Annotated in this window: 19 protein-coding genes; 7 read left to right on the top strand and 12 right to left on the bottom strand. The window is 68.8% G+C overall.

The window, feature by feature from the left end:
- Nucleotides 1–36: 36 nt before the first annotated feature.
- Together QQJ79_RS09430 and QQJ79_RS09425 are read right to left on the bottom strand one after the other, a co-directional pair.
- Complete coding sequence (locus tag QQJ79_RS09430; protein WP_284222670.1) at nucleotides 37–633, bottom strand: phage tail protein; 597 nt, start codon at nucleotides 631–633, stop codon at nucleotides 37–39.
- 11 nt (nucleotides 634–644) lie between these two features.
- The gene (locus QQJ79_RS09425) at nucleotides 645–1,235 is read right to left on the bottom strand and encodes a phage tail protein (RefSeq protein WP_284222669.1); all 591 of its coding nucleotides are present in this window, start codon (nucleotides 1,233–1,235) and stop codon (nucleotides 645–647) included.
- Between the two features lie 352 nt (nucleotides 1,236–1,587).
- On the opposite strand from QQJ79_RS09425, the gene QQJ79_RS09420 reads away from it, so the two are divergent.
- Nucleotides 1,588–2,631: a ribonucleotide-diphosphate reductase subunit beta gene (locus tag QQJ79_RS09420; RefSeq protein ID WP_284222668.1), complete on the top strand. Its 1,044-nt coding sequence runs from the start codon at nucleotides 1,588–1,590 to the stop codon at nucleotides 2,629–2,631.
- Nucleotides 2,632–2,638: 7 nt separating this feature from the next.
- On the opposite strand, the gene QQJ79_RS09415 is transcribed toward QQJ79_RS09420, so the two are convergent.
- The 6 genes from QQJ79_RS09415 to QQJ79_RS09390 all read right to left on the bottom strand — a co-directional run bounded on the left by QQJ79_RS09415 (nucleotide 2,639) and on the right by QQJ79_RS09390 (nucleotide 8,725).
- Nucleotides 2,639–4,207, bottom strand: a complete 1,569-nt coding sequence (locus QQJ79_RS09415; RefSeq protein WP_431307589.1) for a carboxylesterase/lipase family protein — start codon at nucleotides 4,205–4,207, stop codon at nucleotides 2,639–2,641.
- The gene (locus tag QQJ79_RS09410; RefSeq protein ID WP_284222667.1) at nucleotides 4,204–4,962 is read right to left on the bottom strand and encodes a molybdopterin-binding protein; all 759 of its coding nucleotides are present in this window, start codon (nucleotides 4,960–4,962) and stop codon (nucleotides 4,204–4,206) included. The genes QQJ79_RS09415 and QQJ79_RS09410 overlap by 4 nt, the downstream gene beginning before the upstream one ends.
- On the bottom strand, nucleotides 4,959–5,771 hold the full coding sequence (locus tag QQJ79_RS09405) for a cytochrome b/b6 domain-containing protein (protein WP_284222666.1): 813 nt from the start codon (nucleotides 5,769–5,771) through the stop codon (nucleotides 4,959–4,961). The genes QQJ79_RS09410 and QQJ79_RS09405 overlap by 4 nt, the downstream gene beginning before the upstream one ends.
- Before the next feature lie 113 nt (nucleotides 5,772–5,884).
- Entirely contained in the window at nucleotides 5,885–6,388 is a 504-nt protein-coding gene (locus QQJ79_RS09400) for a cell wall hydrolase (protein ID WP_284222665.1), read from the bottom strand.
- Nucleotides 6,389–6,498: 110 nt separating this feature from the next.
- The gene (locus QQJ79_RS09395) at nucleotides 6,499–7,962 is read right to left on the bottom strand and encodes a sensor histidine kinase (RefSeq protein WP_284222664.1); all 1,464 of its coding nucleotides are present in this window, start codon (nucleotides 7,960–7,962) and stop codon (nucleotides 6,499–6,501) included.
- A 40-nt stretch (nucleotides 7,963–8,002) separates the two neighbouring features.
- Entirely contained in the window at nucleotides 8,003–8,725 is a 723-nt protein-coding gene (locus QQJ79_RS09390) for a TVP38/TMEM64 family protein (RefSeq protein WP_284222663.1), read from the bottom strand.
- 118 nt (nucleotides 8,726–8,843) lie between these two features.
- On the opposite strand from QQJ79_RS09390, the gene rpmH reads away from it, so the two are divergent.
- The 5 genes from rpmH (at nucleotide 8,844) to QQJ79_RS09365 (ending at nucleotide 13,012) form a co-directional block, all read left to right on the top strand.
- A complete protein-coding gene (rpmH, locus tag QQJ79_RS09385) occupies nucleotides 8,844–8,978 on the top strand; it encodes a 50S ribosomal protein L34 (protein ID WP_003164000.1) in 135 nt (44 codons plus the stop codon).
- Between the two features lie 25 nt (nucleotides 8,979–9,003).
- Nucleotides 9,004–9,405, top strand: a complete 402-nt coding sequence (rnpA, locus tag QQJ79_RS09380; RefSeq protein WP_284222662.1) for a ribonuclease P protein component — start codon at nucleotides 9,004–9,006, stop codon at nucleotides 9,403–9,405.
- 5 nt (nucleotides 9,406–9,410) lie between these two features.
- A complete protein-coding gene (gene yidC, locus QQJ79_RS09375) occupies nucleotides 9,411–11,213 on the top strand; it encodes a membrane protein insertase YidC (protein ID WP_284222661.1) in 1,803 nt (600 codons plus the stop codon).
- Between the two features lies 1 nt (nucleotide 11,214).
- A complete protein-coding gene (yihA, locus tag QQJ79_RS09370; RefSeq protein ID WP_284222660.1) occupies nucleotides 11,215–11,856 on the top strand; it encodes a ribosome biogenesis GTP-binding protein YihA/YsxC in 642 nt (213 codons plus the stop codon).
- A 187-nt stretch (nucleotides 11,857–12,043) separates the two neighbouring features.
- Nucleotides 12,044–13,012 carry an alpha/beta fold hydrolase gene (locus tag QQJ79_RS09365; protein ID WP_284222659.1) on the top strand — a complete coding sequence of 323 codons (969 nt, stop codon included), beginning with the start codon at nucleotides 12,044–12,046 and terminating at the stop codon, nucleotides 13,010–13,012.
- Here QQJ79_RS09365 and QQJ79_RS09360 read toward each other — a convergent pair.
- Together QQJ79_RS09360 and QQJ79_RS09355 are read right to left on the bottom strand one after the other, a co-directional pair.
- The gene (locus QQJ79_RS09360; RefSeq protein ID WP_284222658.1) at nucleotides 13,009–13,995 is read right to left on the bottom strand and encodes an LLM class flavin-dependent oxidoreductase; all 987 of its coding nucleotides are present in this window, start codon (nucleotides 13,993–13,995) and stop codon (nucleotides 13,009–13,011) included. The two genes, QQJ79_RS09365 and QQJ79_RS09360, sit on opposite strands and share 4 nt — an antisense overlap.
- 92 nt (nucleotides 13,996–14,087) lie before the next feature.
- The gene (locus tag QQJ79_RS09355) at nucleotides 14,088–15,110 is read right to left on the bottom strand and encodes a hypothetical protein (protein ID WP_284222657.1); all 1,023 of its coding nucleotides are present in this window, start codon (nucleotides 15,108–15,110) and stop codon (nucleotides 14,088–14,090) included.
- Between the two features lie 167 nt (nucleotides 15,111–15,277).
- On the opposite strand from QQJ79_RS09355, the gene QQJ79_RS09350 reads away from it, so the two are divergent.
- On the top strand, nucleotides 15,278–15,451 hold the full coding sequence (locus tag QQJ79_RS09350) for a hypothetical protein (protein ID WP_284222656.1): 174 nt from the start codon (nucleotides 15,278–15,280) through the stop codon (nucleotides 15,449–15,451).
- Nucleotides 15,452–15,559: 108 nt separating this feature from the next.
- Here the strand turns inward: QQJ79_RS09350 and QQJ79_RS09345 are convergent, their stop codons facing one another.
- Nucleotides 15,560–16,495 (bottom strand): pirin family protein, encoded by a 936-nt coding sequence (locus tag QQJ79_RS09345; protein WP_284222655.1) that lies wholly within the window; start codon nucleotides 16,493–16,495, stop codon nucleotides 15,560–15,562.
- 12 nt (nucleotides 16,496–16,507) lie between these two features.
- Nucleotides 16,508–17,425, bottom strand: a 918-nt coding sequence (locus tag QQJ79_RS09340) for an SMP-30/gluconolactonase/LRE family protein (RefSeq protein WP_284222654.1), incomplete at its 5' end; no start/stop codon positions are given.

The following is a 17,425-nucleotide window of genomic DNA, read 5'->3' as shown; positions in this document are numbered from 1 at the left end:
CGTGGCGCGCGGAGGCGGCGGCTGATGCGGCCTGTCTCAGGGGCGCTGGGGGAAGACCCCGGACAGCGCGACGCACCAGTTTGTAGCCAGCACGGGCATCTGGATCGGCACGGGCTGGGACTGACCCGCCGGTTGAACCATTCCGGGATTCATCGGCGTGTTCGGGGTCGCCGCTGGCGCCGCGTAGATGGACTGCCCGGTGGGGAAGACCCCGAGCATGGAGTTGGCCGGCGAGTTTCCGGCCGGCGGCGTCGGGTCCGCGTTGAATCCATGCGTATGCGACGGCAACTGCACCTGAAGCAGGGTTGTGCTCGATGTGCCCACCATGGCGCCGAGCGGCAGGGTGCTGCTCTGGCTTACCGGGGCGCGGTCCCGAAGATCGGGCACAGCGAAGGTGTTGACCCCGTCGCCCCCGAAAGTAGTCCCGATCACGGCGTACAGGACCTGATTCGCTGAGATCGACAGCAGGCTGCCGTCAGCACGGCGCCAGCCCTCCGGACACCAGTTGTAGCCGAACTGCTGCAACTGGCCGACGTAGAAGTCCTGGGCGTGGGCGGGGCCATGGGCGCCGAACACCGCGAACCCGAGGGCGGTGGCCGCTGCGGCGGCGATACGAAGATTTGAGCCTTTCATGGTCATTCTCCTCACGGCCGCGACGGATAGATTCCCTGCATCGCCACGCACCAGTTCATGGAAAGAACGGGGCTCTGGGTCGACACAGGCTGGTTGCCGCCGGTGGTGGTGACGATGCCGGCATGCATGGCGACGTCGGGCGTTGAGGTGTTTGCCGCATAGATGGCGTCCCCGGCCGGGAAGGTGCCAAGCGAGCCGCCGGCCGGATTGTTGGTCGAGGTCGCGGCGGACGAGGCCAGCACGACGTGGGTGTGGGCGGGCATCTGGGCCGTGGTCAGGGTGACCGACGAGCTGCCCACGGCGGCCCCGATCGGATTGGTGCTGGACCAGCTGATCGGGGCGCGGTTCTGCAGGTTCGGCAAGGCGAAATTGGTCGTGCCGTTGCCGCCGTAGGTTACGCCATACAGCGAGAACAGGGCGCTGTTGGACTGGATTGCGATGGTCGCGCCGTTGGCCTGCGCCCAGCCGACCGGGCACCAGTTGGTCGCGAACAGGCTGACCTGCCCCAGGATGGGCTCGGCCTGGGCGTTGGCGGACGCCGCCGCGCCCAGAACGGCCAGGCCGGAAATCGCGGCCAGGCCCATGACTTTGAACTGTTTCATTTCACACCTTTCAGATGGGTTGGAGTCGTCCGACGCACGGGGGCGTCGACGAGACGGTCATCACAGGAAGGAGAAACCGCGCCCCCGGCGCAGGGAACTACATTGACGCGAACGCACAACCAGTAACAAACCTAAGGTTGCGTTGCCATTCACCTGATGGTGATCGCCGCGACCGGTGGTCGGCGCGAGCGTGATCCCCAGCTTGTTCCCCAGAAGTCTGCGGCGCACCTACCACATCTAGCGGTCGCGCAAAAAGTGATCGCAATATAGCCGCATTTCGGCTTGGCGCCGGGGCCGTCCGCCCGCATGGTGAATGCTCAATCCCGGATTCGCCGTCAGAGCCCTTGTACCGATGAACGCGCACGTCTCGATCAAATCCACCACCCCCGGCCTGCTCACCGCCTCGGCGGCCTACAAGCCGTTCCGCTATCCGTGGGCGTTCGACATGTGGAAGAAGCAGCAGCAGGTCCACTGGATGCCCGAAGAGGTGCCGCTGGGCGAGGACTGCAAGGACTGGGCGGCCAATCTGACGCCGTCGGAACGCAACCTGCTGACCCAGATCTTCCGCTTCTTCACCCAGGCCGACATCGAGGTCCAGGACAACTACATGGAGCGCTACGGCCGGGTGTTCAAACCGACCGAGGTCAAGATGATGCTGGCGAGCTTCGCCAACATGGAGACCATCCACATCGCGGCCTACGCCCTGCTGCTCGAGACCATCGGCATGCCCGAGAGCGAGTTCGGGGCCTTCATGGAATACGAGGCCATGCGCGACAAGCATGACTTCATGGGCAAGTTCGGCGTCGAGACCAACGGCGACATCGCCCGCACCCTGGCCATGTTCGGCGGCTTCTCCGAGGGGCTGCAGTTGTTCGCCAGCTTCGCGATGCTGATGAATTTCCCCCGCCAGAACAAGATGAAGGGCATGGGCCAGATCGTCAGCTGGTCGGTCCGCGACGAGAGCCTGCACTGCGACGGCATCATCAAGCTGTACCACGCCTTCAACAAGGAGACGGGGGCCGTCACCCAGGCCGTGGCCGACGACATCGTCGAATGCTGCAAGACGGTGGTCGAGATGGAGGATCGCTTCATCGACCTGGCCTTCGAGATGGGGCCGGTCAACGGCATGACGCCGGACGACATCAAACAGTACATCCGTTTCATCGCCGACTGGCGCCTGCGCCAGCTGCACCTGCCCGAGGTCTACGGCGTCAAGGAGAACCCCCTGCCGTGGCTGCAGTCGATGCTGTCGGGCGTCGAACACGCCAACTTCTTCGAGGCTCGCGCCACCGAATACTCCAAGGCCGCCACCACCGGCGCCTGGCACGGCCCGGACGGCGTCTGGGGCAGTTTCGACGCCATGATGAAGAAGCGGACCGAGGGCGCGGAGGCCTGACCGGACGTCAGGTCCCCGGCTGAATATACGGAATCCGTCCGAAGAACCGCCGCTCGTCGCCGCGCGGATCGTTCTCCATCCGGGGCGGCAGGTCCATGATCATGGTCTCGCGCCGGGCCAGCGAATAGGGCGTCCAGCGCGGCAGGCCGGCGTGGTTGGGATCACCCGTGCGGGCGAAGGCCAGCAGCGCGTCGCTCATCCGGTCGGCCATGGTCTGGGCGTCCGGCCCGACGGCGCCCGACCCCTCAGCCCCGACATTGTCCAGCACCAGGGGAATGTCCGAGGTGTGGAAGGCGCCGGTCCGGCCGTTCGGCAGGCGGCTGGCCCAGTCCAGCTGATAGACCCAGGCGGGCGAGCCCTGCGCGGCCCGCATCTCGGCCTCGATGACGGCGGCGCGCCAGCTGCGCGCGGCGGTGGTGGCGCGGATCAGGACCTGATCGGGGCTCATCGCCGGATGGTTCCTCCGATACCAGGCGACAACCTCCTCCGGAGCCACGTCGATCCGCATCTGCGACGGCGTCAGCCGGGCGGGCAGTTCCTCCCAGGTCAGGCCCGCATTGGCCGGATCGCCGCCGAGGAAGGCGAGGGTCTCCTCGCGCGTGTTGCCGATCATCATCGGTATGGTCGCCGACTGGGCCGGGGCGTCGGGCCAGAACGGGTGGCGGCTCAGACTGCGCCCGTCCAGCACCGGTCCGAAATACAGGGAGCCGCCGAGGATCGGATCGGTCGCCGCCGACGCCTCGACCAGCCGTTCCACTGGCAGGGTCCTCACCTCTTCGATCCGGTCGGACGTCAGGCCCAGCGCCTCCAGCCAGCCCTCGGCCCGGCGCGTGGCGTTCAACGGCCCCGAGGCCGTCACCTGCTGTCCGCTCATGGTCACGGCGCGATGGAACAGGCCGGCGGCGGCGGGCATGGCCATCAGCGTCGCGATCTTGGCCCCGCCGCCCGACTGGCCGACAAGGGTGACGCAGGCGGGATCGCCCCCGAAGGCCGCGATGTTGTCCCGCACCCACTGCAGGGCGAACACCAGATCCAGCTGGCCCAGATTGCCCGAGTCCTCGAACCCCGGCGTCAACCGCGCCAGCGAGGCGTATCCCAGCGGCCCCAGACGGTGGTTCACCGTCACGACCACCACATCGCCCTTCGCCGCCAGCCGGGCGCCGTTGGTCAGCGGGCTGGAGCCGGACCCGGTCGCATAGGCCCCTCCGTGGATGTAGACGATCACCGGCCGTCGGCCCGCGTCGGGCGCGGGCGTCCAGACGTTCAGGCGCAGGCAGTCCTCGGACTGGTTCGGCTCGCCGCCGCGCTGGGGCGAGGCAGGGCCGAAAGCGTCGCTCGCCAAAGGGTCGGACCAGGGCGCAGGCCGATCCGGCGGCTGAAAGCGCCTCGGCCCGGTATCGGCGCCGTATGGGATTCCGAGCGCCGTCCAGACCGCGCCTGACCCACCGGAATGGAGTCGCACCGGACCGGCGCCGGTTCCGATGATCTGCGAGAGCGCCCGGGGCCGCGCCGCCGCCCCTGTCGCGCCCGCCAGAGCAACCGCCCCCGCCGCCAGGCCCAGCCCGCGCCGGGTCAGATGCCCGCGTACCACTCGTATCCCCGGTCTTCCCAATAGCCGCCCTTGCCGCCCGCGATGTGGGCGAAGCTCTCCACCGCCTCGATCCGCCGGATGTATTTGGCGTGTTTGTAGCCCAGCTGCCGCTCGACCCTCAGCCGCAGCGGCGCCCCGTGCGGGACCGGCAGGGTCTCGCCGTTCATGGCCCAGGCGAGGAGGGTCTGCGGGTGGCGGGCGTCAATCAGGTCTATGCTCTCATAGTACCGGTCCCCGTCCTCGGTCTGGGTCAGGGCGTCGAAACAATGGATGACGATGTAGCGCGCCTCGGGCTTCAGCCCGGCCTCGTTGAGCAGGGTCTCCAGCCGCACGCCGGTCCATTCGCCGATCGAGGTCCAGCCCTCGACGCAGTCGTGTTTGGTGATCTGGCTCTGCGACGGGCGGGTGCGCAGCTCGGCCAGACTCAGCGACAGCGGCCGTTCGACCAGACCGTCGATGACCAGCCGATAGTCGGCGAAGTCATTGGCCTTGAGCGCGAGATAGTCGGAGGCCGCCGGGTCGGTGGAGCCATTGGCCCTGAAGTCGGGTGAGATTTCGGCGCGGCTGTAGGTCGGGGCCAGGGCGTCGCGGGGGATCAGCAGGCGCTGCGTCCGGCGGGTCAGGCCCTCGCCCATCCGCCGCGCCTGTTCGGCCAGGCTGGTCCCGGCCTGGCCGCAGGCCGAGAGCAGGGCGGTGGCGGCCGTGGCGACGGCGCCGGTCAGCCAGCGGCGACGGTTCATGACGCATCTCCCGCATCGGTCGGCCGCCGGCGACGCAGCCTCGGCCCGGCCGTGGATCCCGGCGGCTCGATCACGAACCAGCCGGTCACCATCGAGCGCATGTTGTTGAACAGGCCGGTCCAGATCACCAGCCCGACATGGATGAGGATGAAGCCGACGATCAGCCCCGCCGAGATGAAATGCAGCGTCCGCGCCGACTGCCGCCCGCCCATGATGTCCAGCAACACCCCGCCGACGGCGTTGAAGCCGGGCGACATCGACAGGCCGGTGACCAGCATCATCGGCAACACGATCAGGATCATGGCCAGATAGGTCAGCTTCTGGATAACATTATAGGACCGGGCGTGATCATCGGTCGGAAAGTGGAAACGGGCATGCTCCACGACCGACGGGCCAATGCCCTTCAGGTCGGCGCGCGTCGGCCACAGACGGCGGCCGAACCGGCGGGTGACCAGGCCCAGAAGCAGATAGGCCAGACCGTTCAGGACGAAGATCCAGGCGAACAGGAAATGCCAGTTGCGCGCCTCGGCCAGGTTGCGGCCCTGCGGGATCAACAGCCAGTTCGGTATCGGCGGGATGCTGACCCACGGATCGGCGAAGGTCGAGCGGACGCCCCAGTACAGATGCGGATGCGCCAGCAGGATGTTGAGCCCGCTCATGATCAGCACCACGACCGCGACGACGTTCAGCCAGTGCGCCAGCCGGACCCAGGCGGGGTGCCGCCAGGTGTCGGTGCGGCCGCGGGACAGGGGGCGGTCCGCGCGCGGCCCGGAAGGCCTTGTTGGAGGCGTGGCGACGCTGTCGGTCATGGTCATCCCCGGGTCTGCGCCGTTCCGTCCGAACGGTCTCATGACCGTGGACGGGGCGCAACGCCGCGGAACGCGACGACGATGGGTCGGGCCTCAGGCTGATGGGCCGTGCTTCAGTATTTCGGTTCGGAGGCGGGCAGGCAGCGCCCTGTGCGTTGACAGGCGGCGACCTCGGCCGCCCACGCGGCGCGGTCGCGTTCGTAGCGGAGGCGGGCCGCCTCGGCGGCGGCGGCGGCGGCCTCCCACTGGGCGCGCTGGGTTTCAAGACGCGCGACTTCGGCGCGCCAGCGGGCGTCCTCGGCTTGCCAGGCGGCGGCCCCTTCGGCCTCGCGGCGCTCGGCCGCGTTGTTGCGGGCGGCGATCTCGGCATTCAGCCGGATCGTCTCGGCGACCTCGGCGGGGTCCTGCTCGGCGTCCGGGGCGGCGCTGTAGCTCTCGCCGCGCAGCCGCAGCCATTCCTCGGAGCCCGGCGTCGGACTGGAGGCGGGCGTTGTGGGGGCGGTGGTCTGCTGAGGCGTCGTCCTCTGGACCGGAGTCTGGGGCGGGGTCGTCTGGGCCACGACCGGGGCGGCGGCCAGCAGAAGGGCGGTCACGGCGGCGAGGGTGAAACGGGTCATGCTGGGCCTCCTGAACAGAAAAGCATGCGGCGAAACTGGGCGGCTTCGTCCGGTTCCGCCAGCGATAACGCCGATCGGGCGATTTGGCGCCGCATCCCGGATCCGTCCGGTCAATGGGGCAGTCGCAGGGCGAAGGTCGTGCCGGTTGGCCCGGTCTCGACCAGAGTCAGCGCCCCGCCGTGGCTGGCGGCCAGTTCACGCGAGATGGCCAGTCCCAGGCCGGCCCCTTCCGAGGCCCGGCCGCTGACGAAGGGTTCGAACAGGCTTTCCGACAGGCGCGGGGGAATGCCGGGGCCGTCGTCAGCGATGTGAATGATGCAGTCGCCGTTTTCAGTCGAGGCGGTGACGCGAACCACGCCCTTGCGGCCCGTGCGGCGGGTCGGGTCGCTCTCGATGGCCTGACGGGCGTTGCGCATCAGATTGACCAGCACGCGGTGCAGCTGGTCGGCGTCGGCGTGGATGCTCAGTCGCGCCGGAATGGTTTTCGTCAGGCGGACGCCTTCCGCCGTCAGTCCGGCGTCCTCGGCCGCCGCGGCGATGGCGGGGGCCAGCGGGATGCGGACCCGCTGGGGCGGCGGCTCCTCGCTCTTGCCGTACTCCAGCACATTGCGCGACAGGGCGGCGGCGCGACCCAGGGCCCGTTCCAGCCGCGGCAGGACGCGGGCCACCTCGGGGTCCGGCGAATCGGCCAGCCTCTCGGATGCGAGCTGCGCCGAGGTCAGCATATTGCGCAGGTCGTGGTTGATCTTGGCCACCGCCTCGCCCAGCGCGACCAGCCGGGCGCGGGAGCGCAGCGAGACGCGCACCTCTTCCTGCATCCGGGCCAGCTCGCGCTCGACCCGGCCGATCTCGTCGTGCCGGTCGCTGGGCGGGTCGCCCTCGGTTTCGGGGTCGAGGGCGAAATGCTCGATCGAGCGGGTCACCCGCCGCAAGGGCTGCAGCACGAGGAATGCCAGACCGCCGTACAGCAATCCCCCGGCCACCAGCGAGATCAGCAACGACATCAGCAGGCTGTTGACGAGGAAGGCGCCCAGCTCGGCCTTGAGCGGTTCGGCGGGCGCCAGAATCTCGATGAAGTCGCCGGAGCGGTAGCGCGGCCGCGCCTGAACCCGAATGGACCGGTCAGGGTGGCCGAACAGGGTGCGCCAGGGATCGGCGATCCGGGTCACCGGCCGGCTCTGGCGCAGGTCGATCAGGTCCGGCGTCCGGGGCAGGTTGGGGGCCTGCAGCAGCAGCCGGCGCACGCCCTGGTCGCCGACCACCACCGCCTGCACCCCGCCGATGGCCAGCAGCTGTTCGGCGGCGTCGTCTTCGACCGCGGAATAGGGCAGGGCCTCGACCCCGACCGAGGCCAGCTCCGCGGACTGCAGCCGGTCCAGCAGCCAGCGCTCGTGGAAGCTGGCTGCGCTGGGGACGATGATCAGGATCTCGACCACCACGGTGAAGATGAAGGTCAGCAGCAGCAGCCGCCAGGCCAGGGCGTCGGGGGCATGGATCTTCAGCCGCTCGCGCCAGTCGGCGGGGACGCGCAGGGTCCGCCGGAGAATGCTCAGCAGGGGACGGAAGCCGCTCATGCGCCGCTTAACGCAAGGCTCGGGCCAGGAGCCGCGCCGTTCATGGCAAGACCCTTGCGCCGAGAAACTTCTGCAGGCCCTTCAGCCCGAACGGCAACACCACCGCCAGCACAAAGACCCCCGCCATCGGGGCCCAGAACTGACCGAACAGCGCCTGGAAGTCTGGATTGGGGTTGGTCGTCAGCAGCTGGTTCAGCCGCGACCCGATCCAGCAATAGATGATGTGGGCCGGCAGCAGGCCGATGACGGTGGCGACCCCGTAGGGCGTCAGCCGCACCGCCATGACGCCCGCCGCGACATTGATCATATGGAAGGGCACGACGACGGCCAGGCGCGAGGCCAGCACATACCAGAAGGTGTCCCGGTCGATGGCGTCGCAGATCTTCTTCATCAGGCCCAGGTCTTGGGCGGCCTTGCGGCGCAGGGCCTCGCCCAGGGCCGACCGGGCCACCGTATAGACGATCAGGGCCCCGACCGTGGCGGCGATCGAGGTCGAGATCCCGCCCACCCAGGGGCCGAACAGATAGCCCGCCGTGATGGTGACGAAGAAGACCCCCGGCACCACGCTGGCGGTCAGGACGGCGAACACCGCCATCAGGATCAGCAGGCACAGAAGATAGTTGGCGTCCTTGAAGGCGTGGAATTCCGCGCCGTGATCGCGGATGGTGTCGAGCGATAGATAGCGGTTCCAGCCCATGGCGAAGATCAGGGCGATGACGCCGGCCAGCAAAATCAGGGGCAGAAAGCGTTTGATCCGGTCCATTGTCTCTCCGCAGAGGGGCCGTCGGCGTTGACACCGCGGGCCCTGCCGCTTATACGCCCGCCCTTCCCGCGACGGACGCCTTCCGCCGCATTTTTGTATTCAGTCCCAGGAGCCGAACGTGAAGCGGACCTATCAGCCGTCGCGACTCGTGCGCAAGCGCCGTCACGGCTTCCGTTCGCGGATGGCCACCAAGAACGGACAGAAGATTGTTGCGCGGCGTCGCGCCAAGGGCCGCAAGCGCCTGACGGCCTGATCGTCCGGCGCCCGGGTTCGGGCGCATGAGCGACCCTTTCAAAATCGAACGCCTGACTTCGCGGCCCCAGTTTCTGGCGGCCGCGAAGGGCGTTTCAGAGGCCCGCGGCGCGGTGGTCGTGCAGCGGCTCGACCGCCAGGACGGCGCGCACACGGTGCGCCTGGGCTTCACCGCCACGCGCAAGGTCGGAAACGCCGTCATCCGCAACCGCGCCAAACGCCGCCTGAGAGAAGCCGCCCGGGCCATGGCGCCCCTGTTGGCGGTCCCCGGCAGCGACTATGTCTTCATCGCCCGCATGGGCACGGCGGACCGTCCCTGGGACCGTTTGCTTGACGATGTGAAATCGGCGCTTACAAGGCTCGCGACCCCGCGGCCGGCGCCCAAGACTGCGCCCATGACGCCCGCAAACGCCGGCCAGGATTCCTGATCTCCATGCCTCCTCAAGACAACAGCCGAAACACGATCCTTTTCGTCGTGATCGCGGCCATCATGCTGGTCGCCTACAGCTTCTTCGTGATGGAGCCCCAGGCCGCGAGGCGGAAGGCCGCCCAGCAGGCCGCGGCTGAGCAGACGGCCCCCGGCGCTACCTCGGTGGCGAGCGCATCGCCCGTCGCCGCCGTCTTCACCGAGGACCGCACGGTCGCGATGGCCCGCGGCGGCGCCCGGGTGCCGATCCAGACCGGAACGGTGACCGGCTCGCTGTCCCTGCGCGGCGCGCGCATCGACGACCTGTTCCTGACCGGCTATCAGGAAACCAATGAGGCGGGCTCGCCGCCGGTCGAGCTGTTCCGCCCCGAGGGCATGCGTCACGCCTATCAGGCCCAGTTCGGCTGGAACGGTCCCAACGTCCCCGGCGGCGTGCCCGGTCCGACGACGCCCTGGCGTCTGACCCAGGGCGCGACCCTGACGCCGACCACGCCCGTCACCCTGACCTGGGACAATGGCGCGGGCCTGCGCTTCACGCGCCGCATCGCCATCGACGCCCAGTATCTGTTCACCATCACCGACACCGTCGCCAACTTCAGCGCCCAGCCGATCACCATCGCGCCCTGGGGCCGGATCGAGCGCCAGGGCGTGCCGAGCACCCTCGGGACCAACCAGATCCTGCACGAAGGCGGCATCGGCACCTTCGGCTCGGACGGAAAATACACGACCCAGCAGCTGAAATACAAAGCCTGGGCCAAGAAGCCGGTGCAGGAGCACACCTCGACCGGCGGCTGGATGGGCATCACCGACAAATACTGGTTGGCGGCCCTGATCCCGCAGCAGGACGAGCAAATCCAGGCGGCCTTCCGCGTCACCGACGCCGCCAATGCCGACATCCACTCCGCCACCATGCTGGGCGAGGCCCACACCATCGCGCCGGGCCGCCAGATCACCGAGACCCAGCGCCTGTTCGCCGGCGCCAAGCGCAACGAAATCCTCGCCGGCTATGAGACCAGCCTCGACCTGCCGCGCTTCGTCTACGCCATCGACTGGGGCTTCCTGTTCTTCCTGACCCGCCCGATTTTCTGGCTGGTCGAGCTGTTCTACGGCTGGTTCGGGAATTTCGGCCTCGCCATCCTGGGCCTGACCCTGACCGTCCGCCTGATCATGTTCCCGCTGGCCAACAAGAGCTACGAGAGCATGTCCAAGATGCGGACCCTCCAGCCCAAGATGGAGGAGCTGAAGAAGAAGCACCCCGACGATCCGGCGAAACAGCAGCAGGAGCTGATGGCGCTGTATCAGAAGGAGAAGATCAATCCGCTGGCGGGCTGTCTGCCCCTGCTGCTGCAGATCCCGGTCTTCTACGCCGTCTACAAGATGCTGTTCGTGACCATCGAGATGCGGCACGAGCCGTTCTTCGGCTGGATTCGCGACCTGTCGGCGCCCGACCCTTCGACCATCTGGAACCTGTTCGGCCTGATCCCCTGGGACCCGTCCTCGACGCCCCTGATCGGGACCTATCTGGCCGGCACCTTCGCCCTCAGCATCCTGGCCATCTTCTACGGCCTGACCATGTGGCTGCAGATGGCGATGAGCCCGCCGGCGCCGGATCCGATGCAGCGCCGCATCTTCCAGTTCATGCCGATCGTCTTCACCTTCATCATGGCCACCTTCCCGGCGGGCCTGCTGATCTACTGGGCCTGGTCCAACATCCTGACCATCATCCAGCAGTATGTGATCATGCACCGGCTGAAGGCCGAGAACCCGATCGACACCTTTATCGAGCGGCTGAAGAAGGCGAAGGCCTGAGTTGGACGATTTCACGCCCGAGGAGCTGGAGCAGGCGCGCATCCTGTTCGCGCGCCCCGCGACCTTCGTCATGGGGTGCGCCAAGATCGAGCAGCTGCCCGATCCGGACCTGCCCGAGGTCGCCTTCGCGGGCCGCTCGAACGTCGGCAAGTCCAGCCTGATCAACGGCCTGGTCGGCATGCACAAACTGGCCCGGGCCTCGAACGAGCCGGGCCGCACGCGCGAGGTCAATTTCTTCGACCTCGACGGCAAGATGCGGCTGGTCGACCTGCCCGGCTACGGCTGGGCCAAGGCCTCCAAATCGACGGTGAAGAAATTCCAGGACCTCGGCCGCGACTATCTGCGCGGCCGGGTGACCCTGAAGCGGGTCTATCTGCTGATCGACGCCCGCCACGGCCTCAAGAAGGTCGATGACGAGGCGCTCGACGCCCTCGACCTCGCCGCCGTCAGCTACCAGATCATCCTGACCAAGGCTGACAAGCTCAAGAAGGGCGAGGCCGAAAAGGTCCAGACCGAGACGCTCAAGGCCGTCTCCAAGCGCGGCGCCGCCTATCCGGCGGTCATCGTCACCTCGGCGGAGAAGGGCGACGGCATGCCCGAGCTCCGCGCCGAGATCATGCGCACCACGGGCGTGACTCTCTAGTTGTCTCCTCACCGCTCGCGGGGAGGGGGACCATGCAAAGCATGGTGGAGGGGAGCCCCGCGCCTCCACCATGTCGCTGTCGGCGCGCCGCCGACGCCCCTCCACCGCTTCGCGGTCCCCCTCCCCATTGCTTCGCAACAGGGAGGAGACGCTTGCTCGGCGAGCCTGCAAATGGTCCGGTGACCGCATGCAGTCCCGCCACATCCAGACCGACGGCCTCCGCCAGCAGATCCTCGAGGCCGGAAGCGGCCCGCTGGTCCTGCTGATCCACGGCTTCCCCGAACTGGGCGTCAGCTGGCGGACCCAGGTCCAGGCGCTCGCCGACGCCGGCTACCACGCCGTCGCCCCCGACATGCGCGGCTATGGCGGGACCGACAAACCCAAGGACCGCGACGCCTATTCGATCCTGCATCTCGTCGGCGACATGGTCGACCTGGTCCGGGCGCTCGGCGAGACGTCCTGCGTCGTCGTCGGTCATGACTGGGGCGCACCGGTGGCCTGGCACAGCGCCCTGACGCGCCCGGACGTCTTCCGCGCCGTCTTCGGCCTGTCAGTGCCCTTCCAGCCGCGCCGGCCCAAGGGCCCGCCGACCGCGGCCATGGCGGCGATCTCGAAACGCCTCGGCATGGGCGACCTCTACATCAACCGCTTCCAGGCCGACGACGCCCATGCGGTCTTCGACGTCGATCCGGCCACCGCCCTGCGCAAGGCCTTTTACTGCTATGACGGCGCAACCCCCGACGGTCGCCAGTCCACCGGCTTCATTGCCGAGGGCGAGACCTTCATCTCAACCGTTCCGGACGACGCGCCCCTGCCGCCGTGGATGAGCGAGGCCCAGTTCGCCGAATACGTCGCCGCCTTCGCCGCCGGCGGCTTCAAGGGGCCGCTGGACTGGTACCGCAACCTCGACCGCAACTGGTCGCTGACGGCCCATCTGCAGGACGCCCGCATCACCGTCCCCGCCGCCTTCGTGGTCGGCGACCGCGATCCGGTGCGGCACTATTCTGGCCAGCACGAGGCCGGGCTGAAGGACTGGGCGCCGGACCTGCGGATGCAGGTCGTGGTCCCCGGCGCCGGCCACTGGATCCAGCAGGAACGGGCCGATGAGGTCAACGACCTGCTGCTCGGCTTTCTGCGGATGCCGGGCGTGGCCTAGAGGTCAGCCACGGCCTCGGCCGTAATCTCCAGGCTGCGGATGCGGTCCTCGAGGTTGAACACCATGCCGGTGACCATGACCTCGTCGACGCCGGTCTGGCCGATGAACCCGGCCAGCTTCGCCCGCACCGTCTCGCGCCCGCCGATCGCCGCATAGGTCAGCCGGCTCTCCACCGCCGCCAGCTGCCGCGCGTCCAGCACGGTGGTGATGTCGTCCACCGGCGGCTTCAGCCGCCCCGGCTTGCCGGTGACCACGGCGGCGAAGGCCTGCTGCATCGAGGTCGACAGCCGCAGCGCGTCGGCATCGGTCTCGGCGGCGAAGACATTGACCACGGCCATGGCGTAGGGCGTCTCCAGCACCGCCGACGGGCGGAAGCCGGCGCGATAGGTCTGCAGCGCCTGCATCAGCAGTTCCGGTGCGAAATGGCTGGCGAAGGCGAAGGGCAGGCCGAGATGGGCGGCCAATTCGGCGCTGAACAGGCTGGAGCCCAGCAGCCAGAGCGGAATCTTCGACCCCGCCCCCGGCCAGGCCGTGACCCGCTGACCCGCGACCGGATCGCCGAGGAAGGCCTGCAACTCCATCACATCCTGCGGGAAGCGGTCGGCGCCCTCGAAATACCGGCGCAGCGCCCGGGCCGTCTCTCCATCCGTCCCGGGCGCCCGGCCCAGACCCAGGTCGATACGGCCGGGGTACAGGGCTTCCAGCGTCCCGAACTGTTCGGCGATCACCAGCGGCGCATGGTTGGGCAGCATCACCCCGCCGGAGCCGACGCGGATTCGCTCGGTGGCGCCCGCAACCTGTCCGATGACCACGGCCGTCGCCGCACTGGCGATGCCGGGCATGTTGTGGTGCTCGGCCAGCCAGAAGCGCTTGAAGCCCAGCCGGTCGGCGGCCTGGGCGAAGGCGGTGGTTTCCAGCAGGGCGCGCCGGACGTCGCCGCCCTCGACGACGGGCGACAGGTCGAGAACGGAGAAAGCGGTCATGTCCCGCTAGATCGGGTCCATGCGTTGCGATTCAAGACCTTCGACGGCGGCCCGGACCGGGTGGGGCGGTTCCGGCCGTCTGCTGCGGAGTGTCAGCGCGGGTTGTCCGGGTCCTGGTCGCCGGAATCTTCGCCCTGCTGCCGGGCCCGGACCGAGCGGGCCATGCTTGCGGCGACATCGCCCACCCGGGCTCTCGGGTTTTCGGCGGTCTGTTCAGCGTTGTAGAGGCCGCGCAGATAGGCCAGGTCCCAGTCGGTCAGGCTGGCCGGCGGCGACTGCCCCGGGGCGAACAGGCCGAGGATGCTGTCATAGGGGCCGGGATCGACGTCCGGATCGATCTGGGCCAGCGAGATCATCGCGAGGTAGTCCGACAGGGCGCCGACATCGACGCCCTCGATCTGATCGACATCGACGATGATGATCACCTGGGACAGCGCATCGCGCAGAGGACTGCGAAGGCGCGAGGCGAAGGCGCGCACCGCGCGCTCGCCCAGATCGTTGGGGCTTGTCAGTCGATAGGCGGAGAAGGGCGGCATCCCCGGCAGACGTTCCGTGGCCCGGCCCGTCTCGCTGTCCACCGGGACGCTGGATTGCCACCAGCGGACCGGGCGGTCGGATGACTGGAAGGCCTCCATGGCGTCGCGCCCCAGATCGGAACCCGCCACCCCGATCCGGAAGCCGCGCCCGCGGGCCCGGACGACATCCCGGGCGGCCGCGTCCGCATCGGCGGCAAACAGGATGAATACGCGCGGCTCGCAACGGGGCCAGCCGGCCTGCAGTCCGATGCTCTCGGCCACGGTCGAGATGCGGTCGATGACATATTCCGCCGTGTCTCTCTGCAGATTGCCCACGCCGACGCAGACCCGACGATCCCAGGTGGCGGCTCCCCGATCACGGGGCGGGGCCGCGACCCGCTCCACGAAATCGACGGTCGCCTCGGCCAGGGGGCGCCCGGCGACCACGACGACGTCTTCCAGCGCGACGACGGCGGGATCGGGGACGGGCGGGGTCTGCGCGGCCTGCGCCTGGACGACGCCGGCGTCCTGCGCGATCGGGGCGGGAGCCTCCTGCAGGGGAGAGGCGGACAGAGCCAGAGCGAGGGCAGCGGTCAGCATGGCGGCCTACTCATGATTGAAGACCCTGGAATATGTCTCACAAAAACCAAGGGTTGAAAACGGAGCAAAAGGACGGCTTCCCGCGATCACAGCGAGTATATTTTCGCCTTTAACGGGCATCATGTTCTCTGTCTGCGGCAACGCTTGGTTGCCGACGGAGGTGCAATATGCTGAAGAAATTCATGCTGGGATTTGCAGTCGTGGCCATCCTCACGCCCGCTACGGCACAGGCGAGCGATCCTACCGCCTGCCTGCTTTATGCGGGCTGCTATTTTGATAGCGGTACGCTTTCGTGGATCTGTCCGGATCCTGCGATCTACGCCATGTGCGTCGGTCCCTAGGCGCTGGCCACGTCCTGACCCCGCCGCTGCCGCCGACGGTGCTCGATGGCAGCGGCGCACTGCAGTCTGCCCCCGCCCGCGGGTGACCAGCCGTCCGGCGCTCCGACCTCAGACCGGATGCGTCGGTTCCGGCTTGGCCGTCGGGGCCGGTTCGGGGGTCGAGGGCACGTCGGGCAGGGGGATGAATTCCACGTCGTCCTCGACCGGCAGGGCCATCCGTCCGGCCTTCCAGTCGGCCTTGGCCGCGTCGATCTTGGCCTGGGACGAGGAGACGAAATTCCACCAGATCACGCGCGGCCCGACCGGTTCGCCGCCCAGCACCATGACCGTCGAGGCACGGATCGCCTTGATGGTCGGCTCGGCCGTCGGTTCGAGCACGATCATCTGCCCTTCGTGGAAGGTCCGGTCGCCGACCTCGATCTCGCCCTTGGCGACATAGAGCGCCCGCTCCGAATAGCCGCCGGCGCCCTTGCCCGGAGGCGGCGCGGTGCGCACGCCCTCGGCCAGCTCCCAGTGAACGTAGAACAGGGGCGAGGCGGTCTTGACCCGCGCCGAGGCGCCATAGGCCTCGCCCGCCACCAGCCGCGCGAACAGGCCGGCGTTCTCATAGGCCGGCAGGTCAGGACCGGCGTAGTGATGGAAGGACGGGTCGCAATCCTCGCTCTCGCCGGGCAGGGCGATCCAGGCCTGCATGCCGTGCATCGGCCCGCCCTCGCCCCGCTTGGTCGGGGTGGTCCGCTCCGAATGGACGATGCCCTTGCCGGCCGTCATCCAGTTGACCTCGCCCGGCCGCACGGCCTGGATCGCGCCGGTATTGTCCCGGTGCATGATCTCGCCCTCGAACAGATAGGTCAGGGTCGACAGGCCGATGTGCGGATGAGGCCGGACGTTGATCGCCTCGGATCCCGGCGCGAACTCGGCGGGCCCCATCTGGTCGAGGAAGATGAAGGGGCCGACCATGCGGCGGGCGTGGAACGGCAGGATCCGTCCGACCTCGAAACCACCCAGGTCCTTGCGGCGGGCGTCGATCACCATTTCGATCATGTCAGGCTCCGTTCAGTCCAGCGGCAGCCTTGCGATGACGGCCGGCGCGGGGGCGGCCGTCGTCTGCGCCCCGTCGCCGCCGAAATCGCTCCACTGCGAACGGGAAACGAACACCAGTTCGCGATTCCGGACCAGCCCTGTCGTGGGTTCATCGATGATCGGCAGGTTGGCGGCCAGAACCTCGACGGCGAAAATCGACCTCCAGCCGGCGTCCGGCGTCAGCTTCAGCACCCGCTGCGGCGCGACGCCGTTCTGGAAGCCGTAAAGGGCGCGACCGTCGGTGGTCAGACCGTCGACGCCGATCAGGCTCGCGTCCGCGGGGGCCGGCAGCCGCTGCGCGGCCCCGGTCGCGCGGTCGATTCGCCACAGGCCCGAAGAATAGTCGGCGACGATCAGCGCCGTCCCGTCCGGCGTGACCGCCATCCCCTGCGGTGAGCCCAGGGTTCCGGCCGGCAGCAGCACGTCCAGCGTCGTCGCGCCCGGTCTCGCCGCCAGCAGTTCGCCGGTCGCCGAATCGGCGACATGGATCGTCCCGTCCGGCGCGCGGACGATATCCCCCAGCGCACGTTCCGGCGGTCCCGGCGGCGCGACGAGGCGCGCCAACACCGCGCCGGTCGCCAGATCGATCTTCAGCAGGCCCGGAGCCGGACGCACGGCGTCCGCGGCCAGGCCGTGCACCGCCGGCGCGAGCGGCGAGGTGGCGGCCCACAGAATTCCGGCTCCGGCGTCGATCGCCATCCCCAGCACGCCGCCGGTCCCGGGGTCCGGGGCGAGGAAGGCCGAGACCGTCCCGTCGTCGGCGAGCGCCACGATTGTCCGGCCCCGCACCTGCGACACCAGCCAGCGCCCCCGGGTCTCGTCCCGGATCAGGCTCTCGACGATGACCGAGCCGTCCATCCGGGCGACCTCATGCAGCCGGTCGGCGCCGAC

Origin of the sequence: Brevundimonas denitrificans, from assembly GCF_030160755.1 — a bacterium.
In the GTDB taxonomy this organism is placed as follows: domain Bacteria; phylum Pseudomonadota; class Alphaproteobacteria; order Caulobacterales; family Caulobacteraceae; genus Brevundimonas; species Brevundimonas denitrificans.
This window is presented reverse-complemented; position numbering and strand designations above follow the sequence as displayed.

Coding starts and splice junctions, on each gene's coding strand:
- QQJ79_RS09345 (WP_284222655.1), bottom strand. CDS start 16,495: ATGATCGAAATGGTGATCGACGCCCGCCGCAAGGACCTGGGTGGTTTC.
- QQJ79_RS09395 (WP_284222664.1), bottom strand. CDS start 7,962: ATGAGCGGCTTCCGTCCCCTGCTGAGCATTCTCCGGCGGACCCTGCGC.
- QQJ79_RS09420 (WP_284222668.1), top strand. CDS start 1,588: ATGAACGCGCACGTCTCGATCAAATCCACCACCCCCGGCCTGCTCACC.
- rnpA (WP_284222662.1), top strand. CDS start 9,004: ATGAGCGACCCTTTCAAAATCGAACGCCTGACTTCGCGGCCCCAGTTT.
- QQJ79_RS09355 (WP_284222657.1), bottom strand. CDS start 15,110: ATGCTGACCGCTGCCCTCGCTCTGGCTCTGTCCGCCTCTCCCCTGCAG.
- QQJ79_RS09390 (WP_284222663.1), bottom strand. CDS start 8,725: ATGGACCGGATCAAACGCTTTCTGCCCCTGATTTTGCTGGCCGGCGTC.
- QQJ79_RS09425 (WP_284222669.1), bottom strand. CDS start 1,235: ATGAAACAGTTCAAAGTCATGGGCCTGGCCGCGATTTCCGGCCTGGCC.
- QQJ79_RS09400 (WP_284222665.1), bottom strand. CDS start 6,388: ATGACCCGTTTCACCCTCGCCGCCGTGACCGCCCTTCTGCTGGCCGCC.
- QQJ79_RS09410 (WP_284222667.1), bottom strand. CDS start 4,962: ATGAACCGTCGCCGCTGGCTGACCGGCGCCGTCGCCACGGCCGCCACC.
- QQJ79_RS09405 (WP_284222666.1), bottom strand. CDS start 5,771: ATGACCGACAGCGTCGCCACGCCTCCAACAAGGCCTTCCGGGCCGCGC.
- QQJ79_RS09350 (WP_284222656.1), top strand. CDS start 15,278: ATGCTGAAGAAATTCATGCTGGGATTTGCAGTCGTGGCCATCCTCACG.
- QQJ79_RS09430 (WP_284222670.1), bottom strand. CDS start 633: ATGAAAGGCTCAAATCTTCGTATCGCCGCCGCAGCGGCCACCGCCCTC.
- yidC (WP_284222661.1), top strand. CDS start 9,411: ATGCCTCCTCAAGACAACAGCCGAAACACGATCCTTTTCGTCGTGATC.
- QQJ79_RS09360 (WP_284222658.1), bottom strand. CDS start 13,995: ATGACCGCTTTCTCCGTTCTCGACCTGTCGCCCGTCGTCGAGGGCGGC.
- QQJ79_RS09365 (WP_284222659.1), top strand. CDS start 12,044: ATGCAGTCCCGCCACATCCAGACCGACGGCCTCCGCCAGCAGATCCTC.